13 protein-coding genes are annotated in these 14,234 nt (G+C 38.8%); 3 read left to right on the top strand and 10 right to left on the bottom strand.

Annotated features, from left to right (window positions below; genetic code table 11):
- Nucleotides 1-880: 880 nt before the first annotated feature.
- The 7 genes from LB467_RS13455 to LB467_RS13425 all read right to left on the bottom strand — a co-directional run bounded on the left by LB467_RS13455 (nucleotide 881) and on the right by LB467_RS13425 (nucleotide 8,215).
- Nucleotides 881-1,651 carry a glycosyltransferase family 2 protein gene (locus tag LB467_RS13455; RefSeq protein ID WP_224474564.1) on the bottom strand — a complete coding sequence of 257 codons (771 nt, stop codon included), beginning with the start codon at nucleotides 1,649-1,651 and terminating at the stop codon, nucleotides 881-883.
- A gap of 10 nt (nucleotides 1,652-1,661) precedes the next feature.
- Nucleotides 1,662-2,651 (bottom strand): UDP-glucuronic acid decarboxylase family protein, encoded by a 990-nt coding sequence (locus LB467_RS13450; protein ID WP_224474563.1) that lies wholly within the window; start codon nucleotides 2,649-2,651, stop codon nucleotides 1,662-1,664.
- 41 nt (nucleotides 2,652-2,692) lie between these two features.
- A complete protein-coding gene (gene rfbD / locus LB467_RS13445) occupies nucleotides 2,693-3,541 on the bottom strand; it encodes a dTDP-4-dehydrorhamnose reductase (RefSeq protein ID WP_224474562.1) in 849 nt (282 codons plus the stop codon).
- Nucleotides 3,538-4,083, bottom strand: a complete 546-nt coding sequence (rfbC, locus tag LB467_RS13440; protein WP_224474561.1) for a dTDP-4-dehydrorhamnose 3,5-epimerase — start codon at nucleotides 4,081-4,083, stop codon at nucleotides 3,538-3,540. Before rfbC ends, rfbD begins: the two co-directional genes overlap by 4 nt.
- Before the next feature lie 3 nt (nucleotides 4,084-4,086).
- On the bottom strand, nucleotides 4,087-5,769 hold the full coding sequence (locus tag LB467_RS13435) for a DUF6909 family protein (protein ID WP_224474560.1): 1,683 nt from the start codon (nucleotides 5,767-5,769) through the stop codon (nucleotides 4,087-4,089).
- A 6-nt stretch (nucleotides 5,770-5,775) separates the two neighbouring features.
- Nucleotides 5,776-7,275 (bottom strand): GH3 auxin-responsive promoter family protein, encoded by a 1,500-nt coding sequence (locus LB467_RS13430; RefSeq protein ID WP_224474559.1) that lies wholly within the window; start codon nucleotides 7,273-7,275, stop codon nucleotides 5,776-5,778.
- A gap of 70 nt (nucleotides 7,276-7,345) precedes the next feature.
- On the bottom strand, nucleotides 7,346-8,215 hold the full coding sequence (locus LB467_RS13425; RefSeq protein WP_224474558.1) for a M23 family metallopeptidase: 870 nt from the start codon (nucleotides 8,213-8,215) through the stop codon (nucleotides 7,346-7,348).
- 213 nt (nucleotides 8,216-8,428) lie between these two features.
- On the opposite strand from LB467_RS13425, the gene LB467_RS13420 reads away from it, so the two are divergent.
- The gene (locus LB467_RS13420) at nucleotides 8,429-8,641 is read left to right on the top strand and encodes a twin-arginine translocase TatA/TatE family subunit (RefSeq protein WP_224474557.1); all 213 of its coding nucleotides are present in this window, start codon (nucleotides 8,429-8,431) and stop codon (nucleotides 8,639-8,641) included.
- Between the two features lie 75 nt (nucleotides 8,642-8,716).
- Here LB467_RS13420 and LB467_RS13415 read toward each other — a convergent pair whose 3' ends face one another.
- Genes LB467_RS13415 through LB467_RS13405 form a run of 3 tightly spaced genes read right to left on the bottom strand, consistent with a single transcriptional unit; the run spans nucleotide 8,717 to nucleotide 12,539 of the window.
- A complete protein-coding gene (locus tag LB467_RS13415; protein WP_224474556.1) occupies nucleotides 8,717-9,697 on the bottom strand; it encodes a DUF4837 family protein in 981 nt (326 codons plus the stop codon).
- 24 nt (nucleotides 9,698-9,721) lie between these two features.
- Nucleotides 9,722-11,305 carry a lytic transglycosylase domain-containing protein gene (locus LB467_RS13410; protein WP_224474555.1) on the bottom strand — a complete coding sequence of 528 codons (1,584 nt, stop codon included), beginning with the start codon at nucleotides 11,303-11,305 and terminating at the stop codon, nucleotides 9,722-9,724.
- Nucleotides 11,306-11,354: 49 nt separating this feature from the next.
- Nucleotides 11,355-12,539: a phosphoglycerate kinase gene (locus LB467_RS13405; protein WP_224474554.1), complete on the bottom strand. Its 1,185-nt coding sequence runs from the start codon at nucleotides 12,537-12,539 to the stop codon at nucleotides 11,355-11,357.
- Nucleotides 12,540-12,678: 139 nt separating this feature from the next.
- On the opposite strand from LB467_RS13405, the gene LB467_RS13400 reads away from it, so the two are divergent.
- Both LB467_RS13400 and LB467_RS13395 read left to right on the top strand, forming a co-directional pair.
- Nucleotides 12,679-13,833: a DNA polymerase III subunit gene (locus LB467_RS13400; RefSeq protein WP_224474553.1), complete on the top strand. Its 1,155-nt coding sequence runs from the start codon at nucleotides 12,679-12,681 to the stop codon at nucleotides 13,831-13,833.
- A gap of 4 nt (nucleotides 13,834-13,837) precedes the next feature.
- Nucleotides 13,838-14,233: a DoxX family protein gene (locus LB467_RS13395; protein ID WP_224474552.1), complete on the top strand. Its 396-nt coding sequence runs from the start codon at nucleotides 13,838-13,840 to the stop codon at nucleotides 14,231-14,233.
- Nucleotide 14,234: the final 1 nt, after the last annotated feature.

Below are 14,234 nucleotides of genomic sequence, written 5' to 3'. Positions count from 1 at the left end.
TATAGATCACCATTAAAATTGGGCCTATAGCACACTGTAAATAGTGAAAACCGGTCATAGAGCAGTAAGCCCTACGGGAGAGTTTTGGCCCTAATTGATTAAAAATAAAATAAAACACATATGAAAAACCCCTCCGGCCTTTCGGCCACACCCTTGAAAATAAAGGGGAGGAGCTTTTAATCGTTTTTAAAATGAATAGGAAATTGAAATTAATATTTCTAAGAAATTAGATTCTGAAACAAGTTACCATTGACGTATTTTTAAAATCCTGATATTTAGGTTTGTTTTTTATGTTTTTATAATTCAAAAAGAAACTTACCTGGTTTGGAAGTTTCCTTTTTTTCATTTTTTGCATGTATTCCTCTCACTACGTTCGTCGGATACAAGTAAAACGAAACAAAACCCGCCTGGACGGACGGGCAGGAAGGGCGTCCTATGTGGAGGTGTTTTTTTGGCAACTGCCTTCCTCTCCCTTTTGGTCGTCGGAGGCAGAAAAAATCGCAAATCAGCAGCTAAATTTTTTCCAGGGCCCTTCGACTCCACTCAGGACAAGCTTTCAAAAATTTTTAAAGCTGCTGATTTGCTACACTCACACACGGAGTTTAAAACTCGCTATGCTCGAAACGTCATTTCCCTCCGCTAGGTAATTTTTTTATCAAGGGTCTCAGAATGACGGAAGTCACAATTGCTCCTCCTCCATTTAAAGGGAATGAATTCAGCTTTGCTGAAGAATGAGGTGGTTAAACACGTTACAAGGCGAAAACAAAATCAAGATTTTTCAAGAACAAACCCCCTCCGGCCTTTCGGCCACCCTGCCCGACCCAGTCATTCAGGCGGGTTCCCCTTATAAATAATGGGAGGAGTTGAAATTATCAAAATCTCAAATTCGTTTCACTTGTTTTGATTTTACGAAAAAATGTTCTTTTAGAAAAACCAGCATATAGCCAGCGCTTTTTAGGGAATTAAAACCTAAAACCTTATGATAGATATTGAAATTGTATTTAAGCATCTCAAGCTTATTTTCGGAAATTGACCCTTTTCTCACCCGGTATTTCGCCAAACACCTTTGGATCCCTATAGCCGGACCGCCTTTTTTGACGGCTTCCAGCCAAAGTGCCCAATCCTGCCTTTTTCTGATTTCGGGGGAATAAATTTTTCCTAATTTTTTAGCATTGTAAATTCCGGTGAGATTACCGAGGTAATTCGATTTTAGAAGTTTTTGGTAGGTTAAAATAGGAAGGGCTTCTATAATTTCGTTACGCGAACTACCGTTTTCATCTATTTGCTGATAACATGAGAAGCAAACAGCTGCACTCTGCTCCTGCATTACTTCAAGCTGCATTTCCAGCTTCTTTGGCTTCCATTGGTCATCTGCATCAAGAAATGCTATAAAATCGCCCTGAGCGGCTTTAATTCCCTTGTTTCGGGTAATTCCCGCTCCGGAATTCTGTTTGTTACGTAGTACTTTAATCCGGGGATCTTTTTTTGCAAGCTTTTCAGCCTTAAAAAGAGTGGAATCTAATGAAGCATCATCGATAATAAATAATTCCCAGCCGGAATAGGATTGGGAAATTACAGAGCTTACCGCGTCTTCAATAAAATTTTCCGCATTATAGGCGGGCATAATTACTGAAACCAACGGATTTTCCATAACCTCTTTATTAACGCCTTATGTGGCTTGAAAAATCCTTATGCTCGCTTTTCTCAAGTTCTTCCGGACTCAGGCTTTTAAAATAATCGTAAGTGATTTTCATCCCTTCGCTTCGGGATATTTTGGGTTCCCAATTTAAAATTTCTTTTGCCCGGCTAATATCGGGTTGCCTTTTTAAGGGATCGTCTTCCGGAAGTTCCTTATAAACCACTTTTTGATTGGTGCCTGTAAGTTTCAGGATTTCTTCAGCAAAATCTTTGATGGTAATTTCATCCGGATTTCCAATATTTACCGGATCAGAATAATCGCTCAGCAACAAGCGGTAAATCCCCTCAACTTGATCATCAACATAGCAAAACGAACGTGTTTGTAAACCATCTCCAAAAATGGTGAGATCCTCACCACGCAAAGCCTGCCCAATAAATGCAGGAATTACGCGGCCATCGTTTAAACGCATCCTGGGACCGTAAGTATTAAAAATTCTCGCAATCCTGGTTTCTAAACAATGAAATCTATGATAGGCCATCGTGAGGGATTCCTGAAAACGTTTGGCTTCGTCATAAACCCCACGTGGGCCAATAGTATTTACATTGCCGTAATACTCCTCGTTTTGTGGATGAACCAGCGGATCGCCATAGACCTCAGAAGTAGAGGCTATCAAAATTCGCGCATTCTTTTCTTTGGCCAGGCCAAGGCAGTGCAAAGTTCCCATAGAACCTACTTTTAAGGTTTGAATAGGGATCTTTAAATAATCTATGGGACTTGCTGGGGAAGCGAAATGCAGAATATAATCTAAATCCCCGGGAACGTGTACAAATTTGGTGATATCATGATGAAAAAACTCAAAATTATCCAACTTAAAAAGGTGCTCAATATTCTTGATATCGCCGGTAATCAGGTTATCCATTCCAATTACTTTGTAGCCTTCTTTAATAAAGCGATCACATAAATGTGAGCCTAAGAAGCCGGCAGCACCGGTAATGAGTATTTTTTTTGCCATATATTTAAGTTTGATTTGAATTTAAGGAAATCCTTTCAGAATTATACATTTGTCAGTTTTTTGAGGCTCTCTTTCCAGTCTAAAACCGGTTTTGAAAAACCTTGTTGAAGTTTGTTTTTATTCAGCACGCTGTATTCAGGTCTTGCGGCGATGGTTTTAAAATCGTTGCTCTCGTTTAACCGGATTTCTTCTGAATTTCCTGTGAATTCTAAAATAGCTTCAGCAAAATCATACCAGGTAGCTTCGCCCAGATTGCTGAAATGGTACAAACCGAAATCTTTATTTTCCGAAACAATTATTTCAATAACAAATTCGGCTAGATCATTGGCATTGGTTGGTGTACCGGTTTGAGAAGTGGTAATATTTAATTCGGCTTTTTCATCTATTTTTCTAAGGATTGTTTTATAAAAATTATGCCCGAATTCTGAATATAACCAGGAAGTTCGAAAAATAAAATGATCACTTAAAACCTCAGCGAGAGTTTGTTCGCCTTTTAATTTTGAAGCTCCATAAACGTTTATAGGATTGGTGGTATCGGTTTCTTTATAGGGATTTTCAGCTTTCCCGTCAAAAACATAATCGGTGGAAAAATGAATCAAAATTGCGCCAAATTCATCACAAACCTCAGCGAGGTTTTTGGCGCCATCCGCATTTATTTTAAAGGCTTTTTCTTCTTCAGATTCAGCTTTTTCAACATTTGTGTAAGCAGCGCAATTAATTACCCAATCGAATTTAATTTCAGAAAAAAGCTTTTTTAAATTCGCTTTCTTAGTAATATCGGCTTCCGCAGAAGATTTAAATACAAAATTAAGCTGGGAATAATTGGCTGAAATCTTTTTAAAACAAGCTCCTAATTGCCCGTTAGCACCAGTTACGAGAATATTTTTCATCCAAAAACCTCTTTAAAATGGGGTTGTTTTAAATCTTTATCTGAAATTATCATTTCTTCCTCCGGGAACTCCCAGTCTATCGCCAAATCCATATCGTTGTAAATGATACCGGCTTCATAACCCGGGTAGTAATATTCATCGCATTTATAAGCAAAAACCGAAGTTTTTGAAAGGGTAACAAATCCGTGACCAAAACCTTTCGGAATATAGAGCTGGTACAAATTCTCATCGTCCAGGATAATCTTAAAACTCTGTTTAAAAGTTGGTGATTCTGGTCTTAGATCTACCACTACATCCAACACTTTGCCATAAATGGCGCGTACCAGTTTGGTTTGGCCAAATTGCCCGGTTTGATAGTGTAAACCGCGCAAAACACCACGTTTGGAAATAGATTGATTGTCCTGAACAAACTCTTTTTCAATCCCGGTTAATTCTATAAATTTCTTTTTGTGATAACTCTCCAAAAAAAGACCGCGTTTATCCCTAAAGATATCCGGTTTGATGATAAAACAGTCTTTTAAAGGTGATTCTTCAACGTGCATAAACTAAGATTTAAAGATTTGTTCCAGGATTTTTTCGGTAATCATATAAGTAGGTTTTACCCCGGTAGTACCAAGACCACCCGAAGCCAGAGTGCTCCCCGTTTCCAACGGATTATCTGAAGCGTAATATGCGTACCTCACCTTAACGTCATTATCTATACTGCCCCGTAATTTTGAAGCTGCCTGAATGGCTTTTTGGTAATGGGCGCCTTCCATCTCCAGCCCGCCAACATTCCAGGTAGAATCGTGGAAAAATTTAAGGATATCCCGGTTTTGAAGAGAAGTTCCCAAAACGGTAATCATAGCGCCGTCTACAATATCGATTCCGCTACCTTCCAGATCGGCGCGGCTAAGTTCATTTTTAAAAGGATAATTATCTGCTGTTCCTTCAAACAGGTGGGCAGAAGGGACCATAATATCGCCTTTCCCACCTTCCAGGATACCGGCTTTTCCCATTATTGAGATAGATTCAACATTCATCTTAATCTCATTGCCTTCAAAATTATAAGGCTTCAGCAGCTCGTCCATAGTTTCGTAAGCCTGCTCCCCAAAAGCATAATCCATGACAATAATTACCGGGGCTTCTTCATCGGTTTTAATATCCCATTTCCCGAATTTCCCCTTTAACCTGGCCGTATCAAAGATTTGAACATCTATATTTGTACCACTGTTATCTTCAAGAAAAGTCATCCCGTTATCGAGCCCGGTTTTCATTACCTTATTTCGTAAACTCCCGTTTGCACTATTACTAAGTGCCTCGTAGATCTCCAGCGGTTTTTTATTTTTAAGCTCGGCTTTTAAGGCTGATGGTGTATAAAGCGTGTTCATCACACTGTGCATATTTGCGCTAATAATATGCAAGGGGCGGTGCATTAAATTCCCCTTTATTAGATGCTGCTTAATATTATCGGCCCAAATCTCGCCGTGAATATGATGGCCTAAACGTTCGCGCAATACAGGGCTAAAAGTGATTATCCTTTTATTGTTCTCAACCGTTTCTGCAATGGCTAGTTTTGCCAACCAGTAAATTATATGTAGAAAACGCTCTGGATTTTCGGGTAAAGAGAATTTTGGATATATCTCCTGCACTTCATAGAAAGTACGGCCTAGAATATTCGCGGTATGGGTTAATGCGATCTCCCGCTGCGCCTGGTCTAAAGGTTCTTCCTGTAAAACGGCTTTTTCCAGTTTTTGCCAATCACGGGTAACGCTGCCTTCCTCATCTATAATTACACGTCGCATTATTTTATGCGATTCTACAAACAAAAAGGTTAGGTGGGTAAGAATATCATAGATCTCAGAACGGCCACGGGTAATCTCAATGTTCATTTGTTCAGCGTCTATCCTGTAACAGTTACGACGGCGTTTTGGGGGAACAATGGGCTTAAAATGCGAATTTCCGTAGCCTTCATCGCTAGTAAGATTAATAAACCGGCATTCTTCAATTCCCTTGGGTAACCGGTCTACTACATACAGTAAACCGTTAAGTTCTGCTTTATCATCGGCAATAGAACCGTAGATTTCCGGGCGAAGAATAAGCAAAGCCTCCCTAAGGGTCTCGCCAGATACTCCCATTGGTTTATAAAATCCACGATTAAAAAGATGACGCATGGTAATATACATTCGCTCTATAGCATGGGTACTTTCTTGTGCACGGGTACGACCGAGTAATTTAAGATTTATCATTTTTGATTATGCTTTTATAATTTGTTCGAGGACTACAGCAATTTTTCGGTCATTGGCCAGGCGCGGTAATTTGTTTTGCCCGCCCAGTTTTCCGATAGATTTCATATACTGCTGGAAACCGTTTTCCGGAACTCTTGATATTTTTAATGGCTGAAGAATCTTGCCTTCAATAAGATCAAAATAATAAGAATTTTGCTGCTGAAGACTTTGATCCAGGATTTTGCTGAATTTCTTTAAATCTTCAGGCTCCTTTTCAAATTCTATAAACCATTCGTGATACGGTAATTTATCGTTATCGGGAGTGATTTGTGGTGCCACGGTAAACTCGCTGATGCGGGCATTTGTAGCCGAAGTTGCTTCCTGCATGGCTTCTTCCACTTCTTTGGCTATAACGTGTTCCCCAAAAGCAGAAATAAAGTGCTTTATTCTTCCTGAAACCATAACCCGATAAGGTTTTATGCTGGTAAACTGTACCGTATCCCCAATATTATAGGCCCAAAGACCCGCGTTTGAAGAAACCAGCATCACATAATTCACGTCAGTTTCAACATCGCCAATACTAAGTCTTGTAGGATTTTCATCAAAAAATTCATCGGCTTTTATAAACTCGTAGAACATGCCTGAATCGAGTTGCAGCAACATTCCTTTTTCAGTTTGTTTATCCTGAAAAGCGAAAAACCCCTCTGAAGCCGGATAAAGCTCAATGCTATCTACTTTTCTACCTATTAAGTTTTCAAATTTAGCACGATAAGGTTCATAATTTACCCCCCCGTAAATAAACAAATCGAAATTCGGGAACAGTTCTCCCACTTTTTTGCCGGTTTTTTGCTGAAGCCTTTCAAAATACATCTGCACCCAGGATGGAATACCGCTAATTACGCTCATATCCTCATTCCGGGTTTCTTCTACGATCGCATCAACTTTGGTTTCCCAATCTTCGATACAATTGGTCTCCCAGCTGGGCATCCTGTTTTTCTGAAGGTAAGAAGGCACATAATGGGCCACGATCCCGGATAAGCGACCAAGTTTCACCCCGTTTTTCTCATCCATTTCCGGGCTTCCCTGCAGGAAGATCATTTTCCCGTCAACAAATTTGGCATTTCCGGTTTCTGCGATATAGCACAAAATCGCATTTCTGGCCGCATTTATATGCGAAGGCATAGAATCTTTGGTAAGCGGGATATATTTGGCACCACTGGTGGTTCCAGAAGTTTTTGCATAGTATAAAGGTTTTCCCGGCCAAAGTATATCGTCTTCTCCGGCTACCATTTTATCCACATAAAACCGCAATTCTTCATAATCGCGAACCGGTACATTTTTGGTGAAATCGGCATAAGATTTAATGTTCTTAAAATCGTGATCCTGACCAAATTTTGTGTCTTTGGCTTTCTCAAGAAGCTCCTGAAATACCTTTTGTTGTGTAGCTTCAGGTTTTGAAGCCCATTTATCTATTTTTTTTTTGATATTTTTAGCAAAAATCTTTGCTCCAAACGACTTTAAAGACATAGGTTTTTTTTGGAATTAAATGGCATTCTTTACTTCAGCAATACTTTGGCCTTGCAAAGGTCGTGATTTATTAATCAAAATCAATATAATCTGTAGGGTCTACGGGTACGGCTTCGTTCCAAAGTTCAAAATGCAAATGCGGGCCGGTGGTGTATTCCCCGGTAGAACCGGCCGTGGCAATAACCTCTCCCCGTCTTACATTTTCGCCCTGCTCTTTAGACAAAGAAGCATTGTGCTTATAAACCGACAACAATCCATATTCGTGCTTAATGATAATCACATAACCGGTTTCTGTAGTCCATTCTGAAAAAATTACCCGGCCATCGGCTACCGATTTTACCGGGGTATTCTTGGCGACCACAATATCTACAGCATAATGTTTTTCTTTAGCATCATAGCCTGCGGAAATTGCTCCTTTTACCGGCGGGAATAAGGAAAAATCTATATTATCTGTAGCCGAGGGCAAAACATTGTATTTATCTTCCTGGGCTACTTCTTCCCTAAGCAGCGAATCGGCCCGGGAAGGTTCTATAGGTTCAACTTCCTGGCCCATAATGGGATTTTCAATTAAAGAATCACGATTAAGACTTGACGTATCTGCTTTCCCGGTAAGCACATCTTTAATGGAACTTAAATATTGATTATTCATCTTTAAAACCTGCTGCAGGGAATCTGATTTATAAGCTAATTGAGAAGCCTGTTGCTTTAATTGGGCGGAAGAATACCCAGGGATATACTCCTTAAGCGGAGTAAAAGCGATTATAAAGGTTGTCGCGGCAATTAAAATTATAGCACTTAGAGTAATAGTGACAAAAACATTGAGTCGGGTTAATTTAAAAGAAAGTTTTTCCTCAAAAGTATCTTCATTTAAAATTACCATACGGTATTTATGAAGTAACTTTTTGGTGAATTTTTTTATCTCTTTTTTATTTTCGGCCATAATTTACAAACAAAGATAATTTAAAATTTCAGCTTGAATAATGAAGGTTATCAAACTTAGTTCCAGATTGAATTTTACTCCGGGAAATCAGGGTTTTCAGAAATAACGTATGATAGGTATCTAAATTAAGCTCAAGTATAACTTAAATTTAAGCTATATTAACGTTGTAATTGCTTAATTCTTGTTAAGTTTGTAATATTAAAATCATACGTTATGAATGCATTTATTTTACCCTTAGCTATTGGTGCCCCACAGATTATATTAATTGTTGTGGTAATATTGCTATTATTTGGAGGTCGAAAAATTCCTGAATTGATGAGAGGTTTAGGTAGTGGGATTAAAGAATTTAAAGACGCTTCAAAGGATGACAATGACGAAAAGACGGTTACTTCCGATGACAAGAATTTTTCTGAAGAGAAAAAATAGACAAATAACTACCTATTAAAAAGCCCGAATTTTAAAAAATTCGGGCTTTTTATTTGTTGTAAAATCTTAGAATATTTATTTAATATCTGCCGATTGCAGGATAGCATCTATCTCAAAGATGTTGTCCCTTTTCCCTCTTGAGGGCGAAAAAACAAAACCTTCTACTACTAAAAAGCGGTTATTGGCTTCATCTTTAATCGCGTAATTCAAAAACGGCCCAGCCATAAAAGCGCCTTTTACTTCCCAGGTTCCCCGGGTTTCATAAGTAAATTTTCCGTCTATTTCAGTTTCAAAAAGATAAGGAGCATAGGCATCTTCAGTAATCATATGGGTTCCCTCAGTAGGCCCGGGAATGTGCGCTCTCCCAATTGAATCTCGCATTTTAATTATATTTCCGATCGTATTCGTATCGGCTTCAATTTGATTAATAGGTACTTCATAAATTAGAATCTCCATATTCCCTTTCGGAATTTCCTTTCTAATCCACACAAATTTTTCATCTTCCAAGGCATACCTATACGCCGAAGGAAATTTAAGCGACAAACCGAATTTTTCTTCGAGCTTATCATCTTTTTTAAGCGATTTTCCCATTCGGCGTTGCTTCTCTTTCATTTCAGTAGCTTTAAAAGCTGCGACTAACTTCTCTGAACTCTCATTAATAACATGAATAAGTTCCTCTTCATTTTGCCCGGAAATTATTACGCCGGTCTGCGGTCTGGCATATAGATCTTTAATAACTTTCGCTCCAGGCTCTTCACCTTTCTGAATAGAGATAAAAGAACGGTTTTTTCGAACAAATCCGCTAAAGGTTTCCGGCGGAATCTGGCTCAATGAAAACATAGGTTCTTCCTGCGGAAGCCCTTCTACCGTAGCAGCAAAATTATCTCTTATGGCTTCGCCCACAGGCCCCTCCCATAATTCGTTTTCGATTATTAGGGTGATTTGATTAATATTTCCTGAAGAGTCTGATAGGATGCGTTCTTCTGCTTTATCGCCATTTTCATTACAGGAGACGAGAAAAATTAAACTGAATAGAAGAAATAATGTTTTTTTCATTTTAATTAGTTTGGTTTGAAATGATTAACCCTTGGAAAGTTTAAGTTCCATCCCGGGTTTTAGGCTACTATTGCCCATATCATTCCAAGCCCTCAAATTCTGTACCGTAACTCCCGGAAACTTTTGGGAAATACTCCAAAGCGAATCTCCTTTCTTCACTACATAGGTTTTTGTGTTGTTATTCTGAGTATTATCAGCGGCAGCATTATCAGTTGTCACCCCAGGTTTTCGCGGATAAATTGTAAGGTACTGGCCTATTCTTAAATTATTACCTCTAAGATTGTTCCAGCGTTTAATACTGCTCACTCCTACCCCATAACGCTCGGCAATTTTTCCTAAATAATCGCCGCTTTTCACGCGGTACCTAATTTTATCTTCTGCTTTCACAAATTCAGGGAAAGCTTTCGCTTTGTTTTGTATGTCCTCTTCAGCAAAATTATAAATTGCGGCTTCGTTACTCACAAAGGCCCCACTAACCGTTGTTGGAAGCCTAATCATATAATTTTCCTCTTCAACAAAAGGAATAATGTCCAATTTGTAACTCGGATTTAAAAACTGAAGCATCTCCTTTTCTACTCCGGTTACTTTAGAAATTTGATCGAAGGTGATCAATTTTTTTACTTTAATGGTATCCGTCTCAAAAAAAGCGATTTCGGGCCCCTGTGGCTGGAAATTGTGCTCATCGGCATATTCGAAAAGATAAAGGGTCGCCAGGAATGCAGGAACATAACCGGCAGTTTCCCTGGGTAAAAACCTTCTTAATTCCCAGTAATTATTAGAACCTCCACTACGGCGAATGGCTTTAGAAACATTACCGGGTCCTGAGTTATAAGACGCCAGGGCTAAGTCCCAATCACCAAACGAACGGTATAAATTTGCAAGATATTGGGCGGCAGCTTCTGTAGACATATGCGGATCCATCCTTTCGTCTACATAACTGCTCACGTCTAGTCCGTGTGCTTTTCCTGTTCTGTACATAAACTGCCAAAGTCCGGTGGCGCCAACCCAGGATTTTGCCCTTGGGTTTAAAGCCGACTCTACAATGGCAAGATATTTTATTTCCAGCGGAATATCATAACGATCAAGCTGTTGCTCGAACATTGGAAAATAATACTCACTTAAGGCCATAAGACGCTCCATAGCCTTCTTATTTCGTTTTAAATAAGAATTTATAACACTTTCCAGTACTGGATGGTATTCTACGTTAAAAGGCGTACGCGCATTTAATTTGGCCAGTCTGGCCTTTAAAGTGTCGGTGGGAAGTTCTTTATATACTTCGTCTTCATAATCCTGCTCCCTGATGCTTTTATACATCTTATCAAAAAGATCTGAGTTGGTAAGCTGTGCTTTCCAAACAGAATCAATTTCGGCCGCGCGAGGCAAATCTTCCAGCGATACCGCCGAAGAATCCCTAATCACAGCCGAAATTGGTAGTTTGTTCTTGAATTCCGGATCTGGATGAGCAAGAATAATTTCACTACTGTCTACCTTTTGAAAGATCTGCACTCTAAAATTAGCCTTTTCTACCTGCTTCTCCTTCTTTTCTTCCTGTGCCTGAAGGCTAATTCCCAAAAGGAATACAAGAGATAAAACTATATACTTACCCATAATATTCAAGATTTTAAAAAGAACGTAAAATCATAGATTTTAGTACGCCTTATTTCCCAATCGCCTCAATACCGGGCAGGGATTTTCCTTCTAACATTTCCAGCATGGCACCGCCACCTGTAGAAACATAACTTACTTTATCTTCAAAACCGAATTTCTTAACCGCAGCCACAGAATCTCCACCTCCAACTAAAGAGAAGGCTCCATTTTTGGTAGCTTCTGCGATAGAATTTCCTAAAGAAATGGTTCCTTTTGCGAATTTATCCATCTCGAAAACCCCTAGTGGTCCATTCCAAAGAATAATTTTAGATTTCTGAACTACAGCATCAAAATTCTTAATACTTTCTGGTCCTGCATCCAGTCCCATCCAGCCATCTGGAATCTCGCTAATCTTAGTAGTATCGGTAGCAGCCTGTTCAGAAAAGCTATCGGCAATTACAGAATCTACCGGCAGGTGTACCTCTACGTTTTTAGCTTCAGCCTTTTTAAGGATTTCCAGAGCTAATTCCTGCTTATCTTCTTCTACAAGTGAATTTCCTATTTTTCCGCCTTTAGCGAGAATAAAAGTATAGGCCATTCCGCCACCAATAATTAAATGGTCCACCTTATCAAGGATATTCTCAATCACCGTAATTTTAGAAGAAACTTTAGCGCCACCTAAAACAGCGGTTACTGGCTTTTCTTTACTGTGAAGTACTTTATCCAGGTTTTTGATCTCTTTTTCTAATAAATATCCAAAACATTTATCGTCAAAATATTTCGCAACTATGGTAGTAGAAGCGTGTGCACGGTGGGCTGTACCAAAAGCATCGTTTACATAAATGTCTCCAAGTTCTGCCAGTTGTTTTGCAAAACCTTCATCACCGGCTTTTTCCTCGTTATGAAATCTAAGGTTTTCCAGCAACAAAATTTCGCCGGGATTTAAATTATCGGCAGCGGTTTTTACTTCTTCCCCAATACAATCGTTCACAAATTTTGGTTCTACCCCAATAACCTCTGCTACTTTGCTAACTATATTTTTTAAAGAGTATTTTTCTTCCTTCCCTTCAGGTCTTCCCAGGTGTGACATTAGAACTACGCTCCCACCATCTTCCAAAATCTTAGTGATAGTTGGTTTGGCAGCTTCAATTCTATTAGCATCAGTTACCTGGCGGTCTTTATTTAAAGGTACATTAAAGTCTACCCTTACTAGTGCCTGTTTGTCTTTAAAATTAAAATCGTTTAAAGTCTTCATTTTCATTTCTTTTTTAAAACCAAAAAATTTGGTTTAGTTGGTTAAGATTAAGCCCAATCGGCTTTTATTCAGCATACGCTATTTACAAATATAAATTTTTCCGAAGACATTAAAGTGTATATAAATTTTATATTTGCTTATGCTTTTTGAAGAAATAATAGGTTTACAGCATTTAAAGAAACATCTTACCACCACCGCTGATAATGGTCGGGTTCCACACGCACAGCTGTTTGTTGGAAAGAGTGGTAGCGGAACATTGCCACTTGCCATAGCCTATGCGCAGTATGTGCTTTGTAAAAATAAGGAAGGTGAAAATTCGGCGGGAAATGAGAGCTGTAATGTGCGCTTTAAAAAACTGGCCCATCCAGACCTTCATTTTGCTTTTCCGGTTGCCGCAAATCAAAAGATTAAAAAACATCCCGTTTCTTCCCACTTTTTAGAAGAGTGGCGGGAATTTGTTAAAACCAATCCCTACGGAAGTTTATTTGAATGGTACCAAAAACTGGGCATTGAAAACAAACAGGGGCAGATTGGGGTAGATGAAGCCCAGGAAGTTGTAAAATCGCTTTCCTTAAAGGCTTATGAAGGCGGATTTAAAATCATGATTATTTGGATGGCCGAAAAAATGAATACCGCGGCTGCCAATAAATTACTGAAGTTAATAGAAGAACCACCAAACAATACACTTTTCTTGCTTATTACTGAAGATGAAGAGCAAATTATACAAACCATAAGGTCCCGTTGCCAAAAACTTCAATTCCCTCCTTTACCCGAAGGTGAAATTGCAGCATTTTTAGAAAAAAATGAAAATTGCAGTAAGCCTGATGCTTTAAAAATTGCCCACCAGGCTAACGGAAGTTATACCCGCGCTTTGCATTTATTACAAAAAGATAGCGGAGACCAACAATTTGAAACCTGGTTTATCAACTGGGTTCGTACTGCATTTAAAGCGAAGGGAAATCGAGCGACAGTTCTGGAACTTATTTCGTGGAGTGAAGAAATTTCGGGGATGGGCCGTGAATCTCAAAAGAGCTTTTTGCTGTATTGTATAGACTTTTTTAGACAGGCTTTAATGCTGAATTACAAAGCTGAAAAACTGGTATATCTACAACCGGCCACACCGGGATTTAAACTTGAGAAATTTGCGCCATTTGTACATGGAAATAATATTAAAGATATTATTGGCGCCCTTGAAGAAGCAATTTATCATATTGAAAGAAACGGAAACGCAAAAATTATCCTCACCGATCTTTCTATTAGACTAACACGATATTTACATAAAAAAACCGCTTAATATTATGAAAAACCTCTACGCAAACATCACAGAAATCCTTATTTTAATTTTTATCCTTATCACTTTTCTGCAATCGGGAATAGATAAAGCTGCCGATTGGAAAGGAAATACAGGCTGGTTAAAAGATCATTTTTCAGGAACTTTTCTCGCCGGGCAGGTTCCCTTTATGGTAGGAATAATTATGATCATTGAAATAATAACGGGAATAGCCACTATTTTGGGTATTATCTGGCTTATTGCTTACAATGATGCATCAATAGCGCTATCCGCTTGCATTCTTGCAGCTATCACGCTACTAATGCTATTATTCGGACAAAGAATTGCAAAAGATTATGCCGGTGCTTTTACCCTAACCGGTTACTTTATCGTGGTAATTTTTGGAGTTTTCCTGATGTCATAAA

Origin of the sequence: Salegentibacter tibetensis (genome assembly GCF_020164485.1) — a bacterium.
GTDB classification, from domain to species: Bacteria; Bacteroidota; Bacteroidia; order Flavobacteriales; family Flavobacteriaceae; genus Salegentibacter; species Salegentibacter tibetensis.
Note: the sequence above shows the minus strand (reverse complement) of the source record. Positions and strands in the feature narration are given on the sequence as shown.

Excerpts from the sequence above, each read along its gene's own strand:
- LB467_RS13455 (WP_224474564.1), bottom strand. The coding sequence starts at position 1,651 with ATGGAAAATCCGTTGGTTTCAGTAATTATGCCCGCCTATAATGCGGAA.
- LB467_RS13450 (WP_224474563.1), bottom strand. The coding sequence starts at position 2,651 with ATGGCAAAAAAAATACTCATTACCGGTGCTGCCGGCTTCTTAGGCTCA.
- rfbD (WP_224474562.1), bottom strand. The coding sequence starts at position 3,541 with ATGAAAAATATTCTCGTAACTGGTGCTAACGGGCAATTAGGAGCTTGT.
- rfbC (WP_224474561.1), bottom strand. The coding sequence starts at position 4,083 with ATGCACGTTGAAGAATCACCTTTAAAAGACTGTTTTATCATCAAACCG.
- LB467_RS13435 (WP_224474560.1), bottom strand. The coding sequence starts at position 5,769 with ATGATAAATCTTAAATTACTCGGTCGTACCCGTGCACAAGAAAGTACC.
- LB467_RS13430 (WP_224474559.1), bottom strand. The coding sequence starts at position 7,275 with ATGTCTTTAAAGTCGTTTGGAGCAAAGATTTTTGCTAAAAATATCAAA.
- LB467_RS13425 (WP_224474558.1), bottom strand. The coding sequence starts at position 8,215 with ATGGCCGAAAATAAAAAAGAGATAAAAAAATTCACCAAAAAGTTACTT.
- LB467_RS13420 (WP_224474557.1), top strand. The coding sequence starts at position 8,429 with ATGAATGCATTTATTTTACCCTTAGCTATTGGTGCCCCACAGATTATA.
- LB467_RS13415 (WP_224474556.1), bottom strand. The coding sequence starts at position 9,697 with ATGAAAAAAACATTATTTCTTCTATTCAGTTTAATTTTTCTCGTCTCC.
- LB467_RS13410 (WP_224474555.1), bottom strand. The coding sequence starts at position 11,305 with ATGGGTAAGTATATAGTTTTATCTCTTGTATTCCTTTTGGGAATTAGC.
- LB467_RS13405 (WP_224474554.1), bottom strand. The coding sequence starts at position 12,539 with ATGAAGACTTTAAACGATTTTAATTTTAAAGACAAACAGGCACTAGTA.
- LB467_RS13400 (WP_224474553.1), top strand. The coding sequence starts at position 12,679 with ATGCTTTTTGAAGAAATAATAGGTTTACAGCATTTAAAGAAACATCTT.
- LB467_RS13395 (WP_224474552.1), top strand. The coding sequence starts at position 13,838 with ATGAAAAACCTCTACGCAAACATCACAGAAATCCTTATTTTAATTTTT.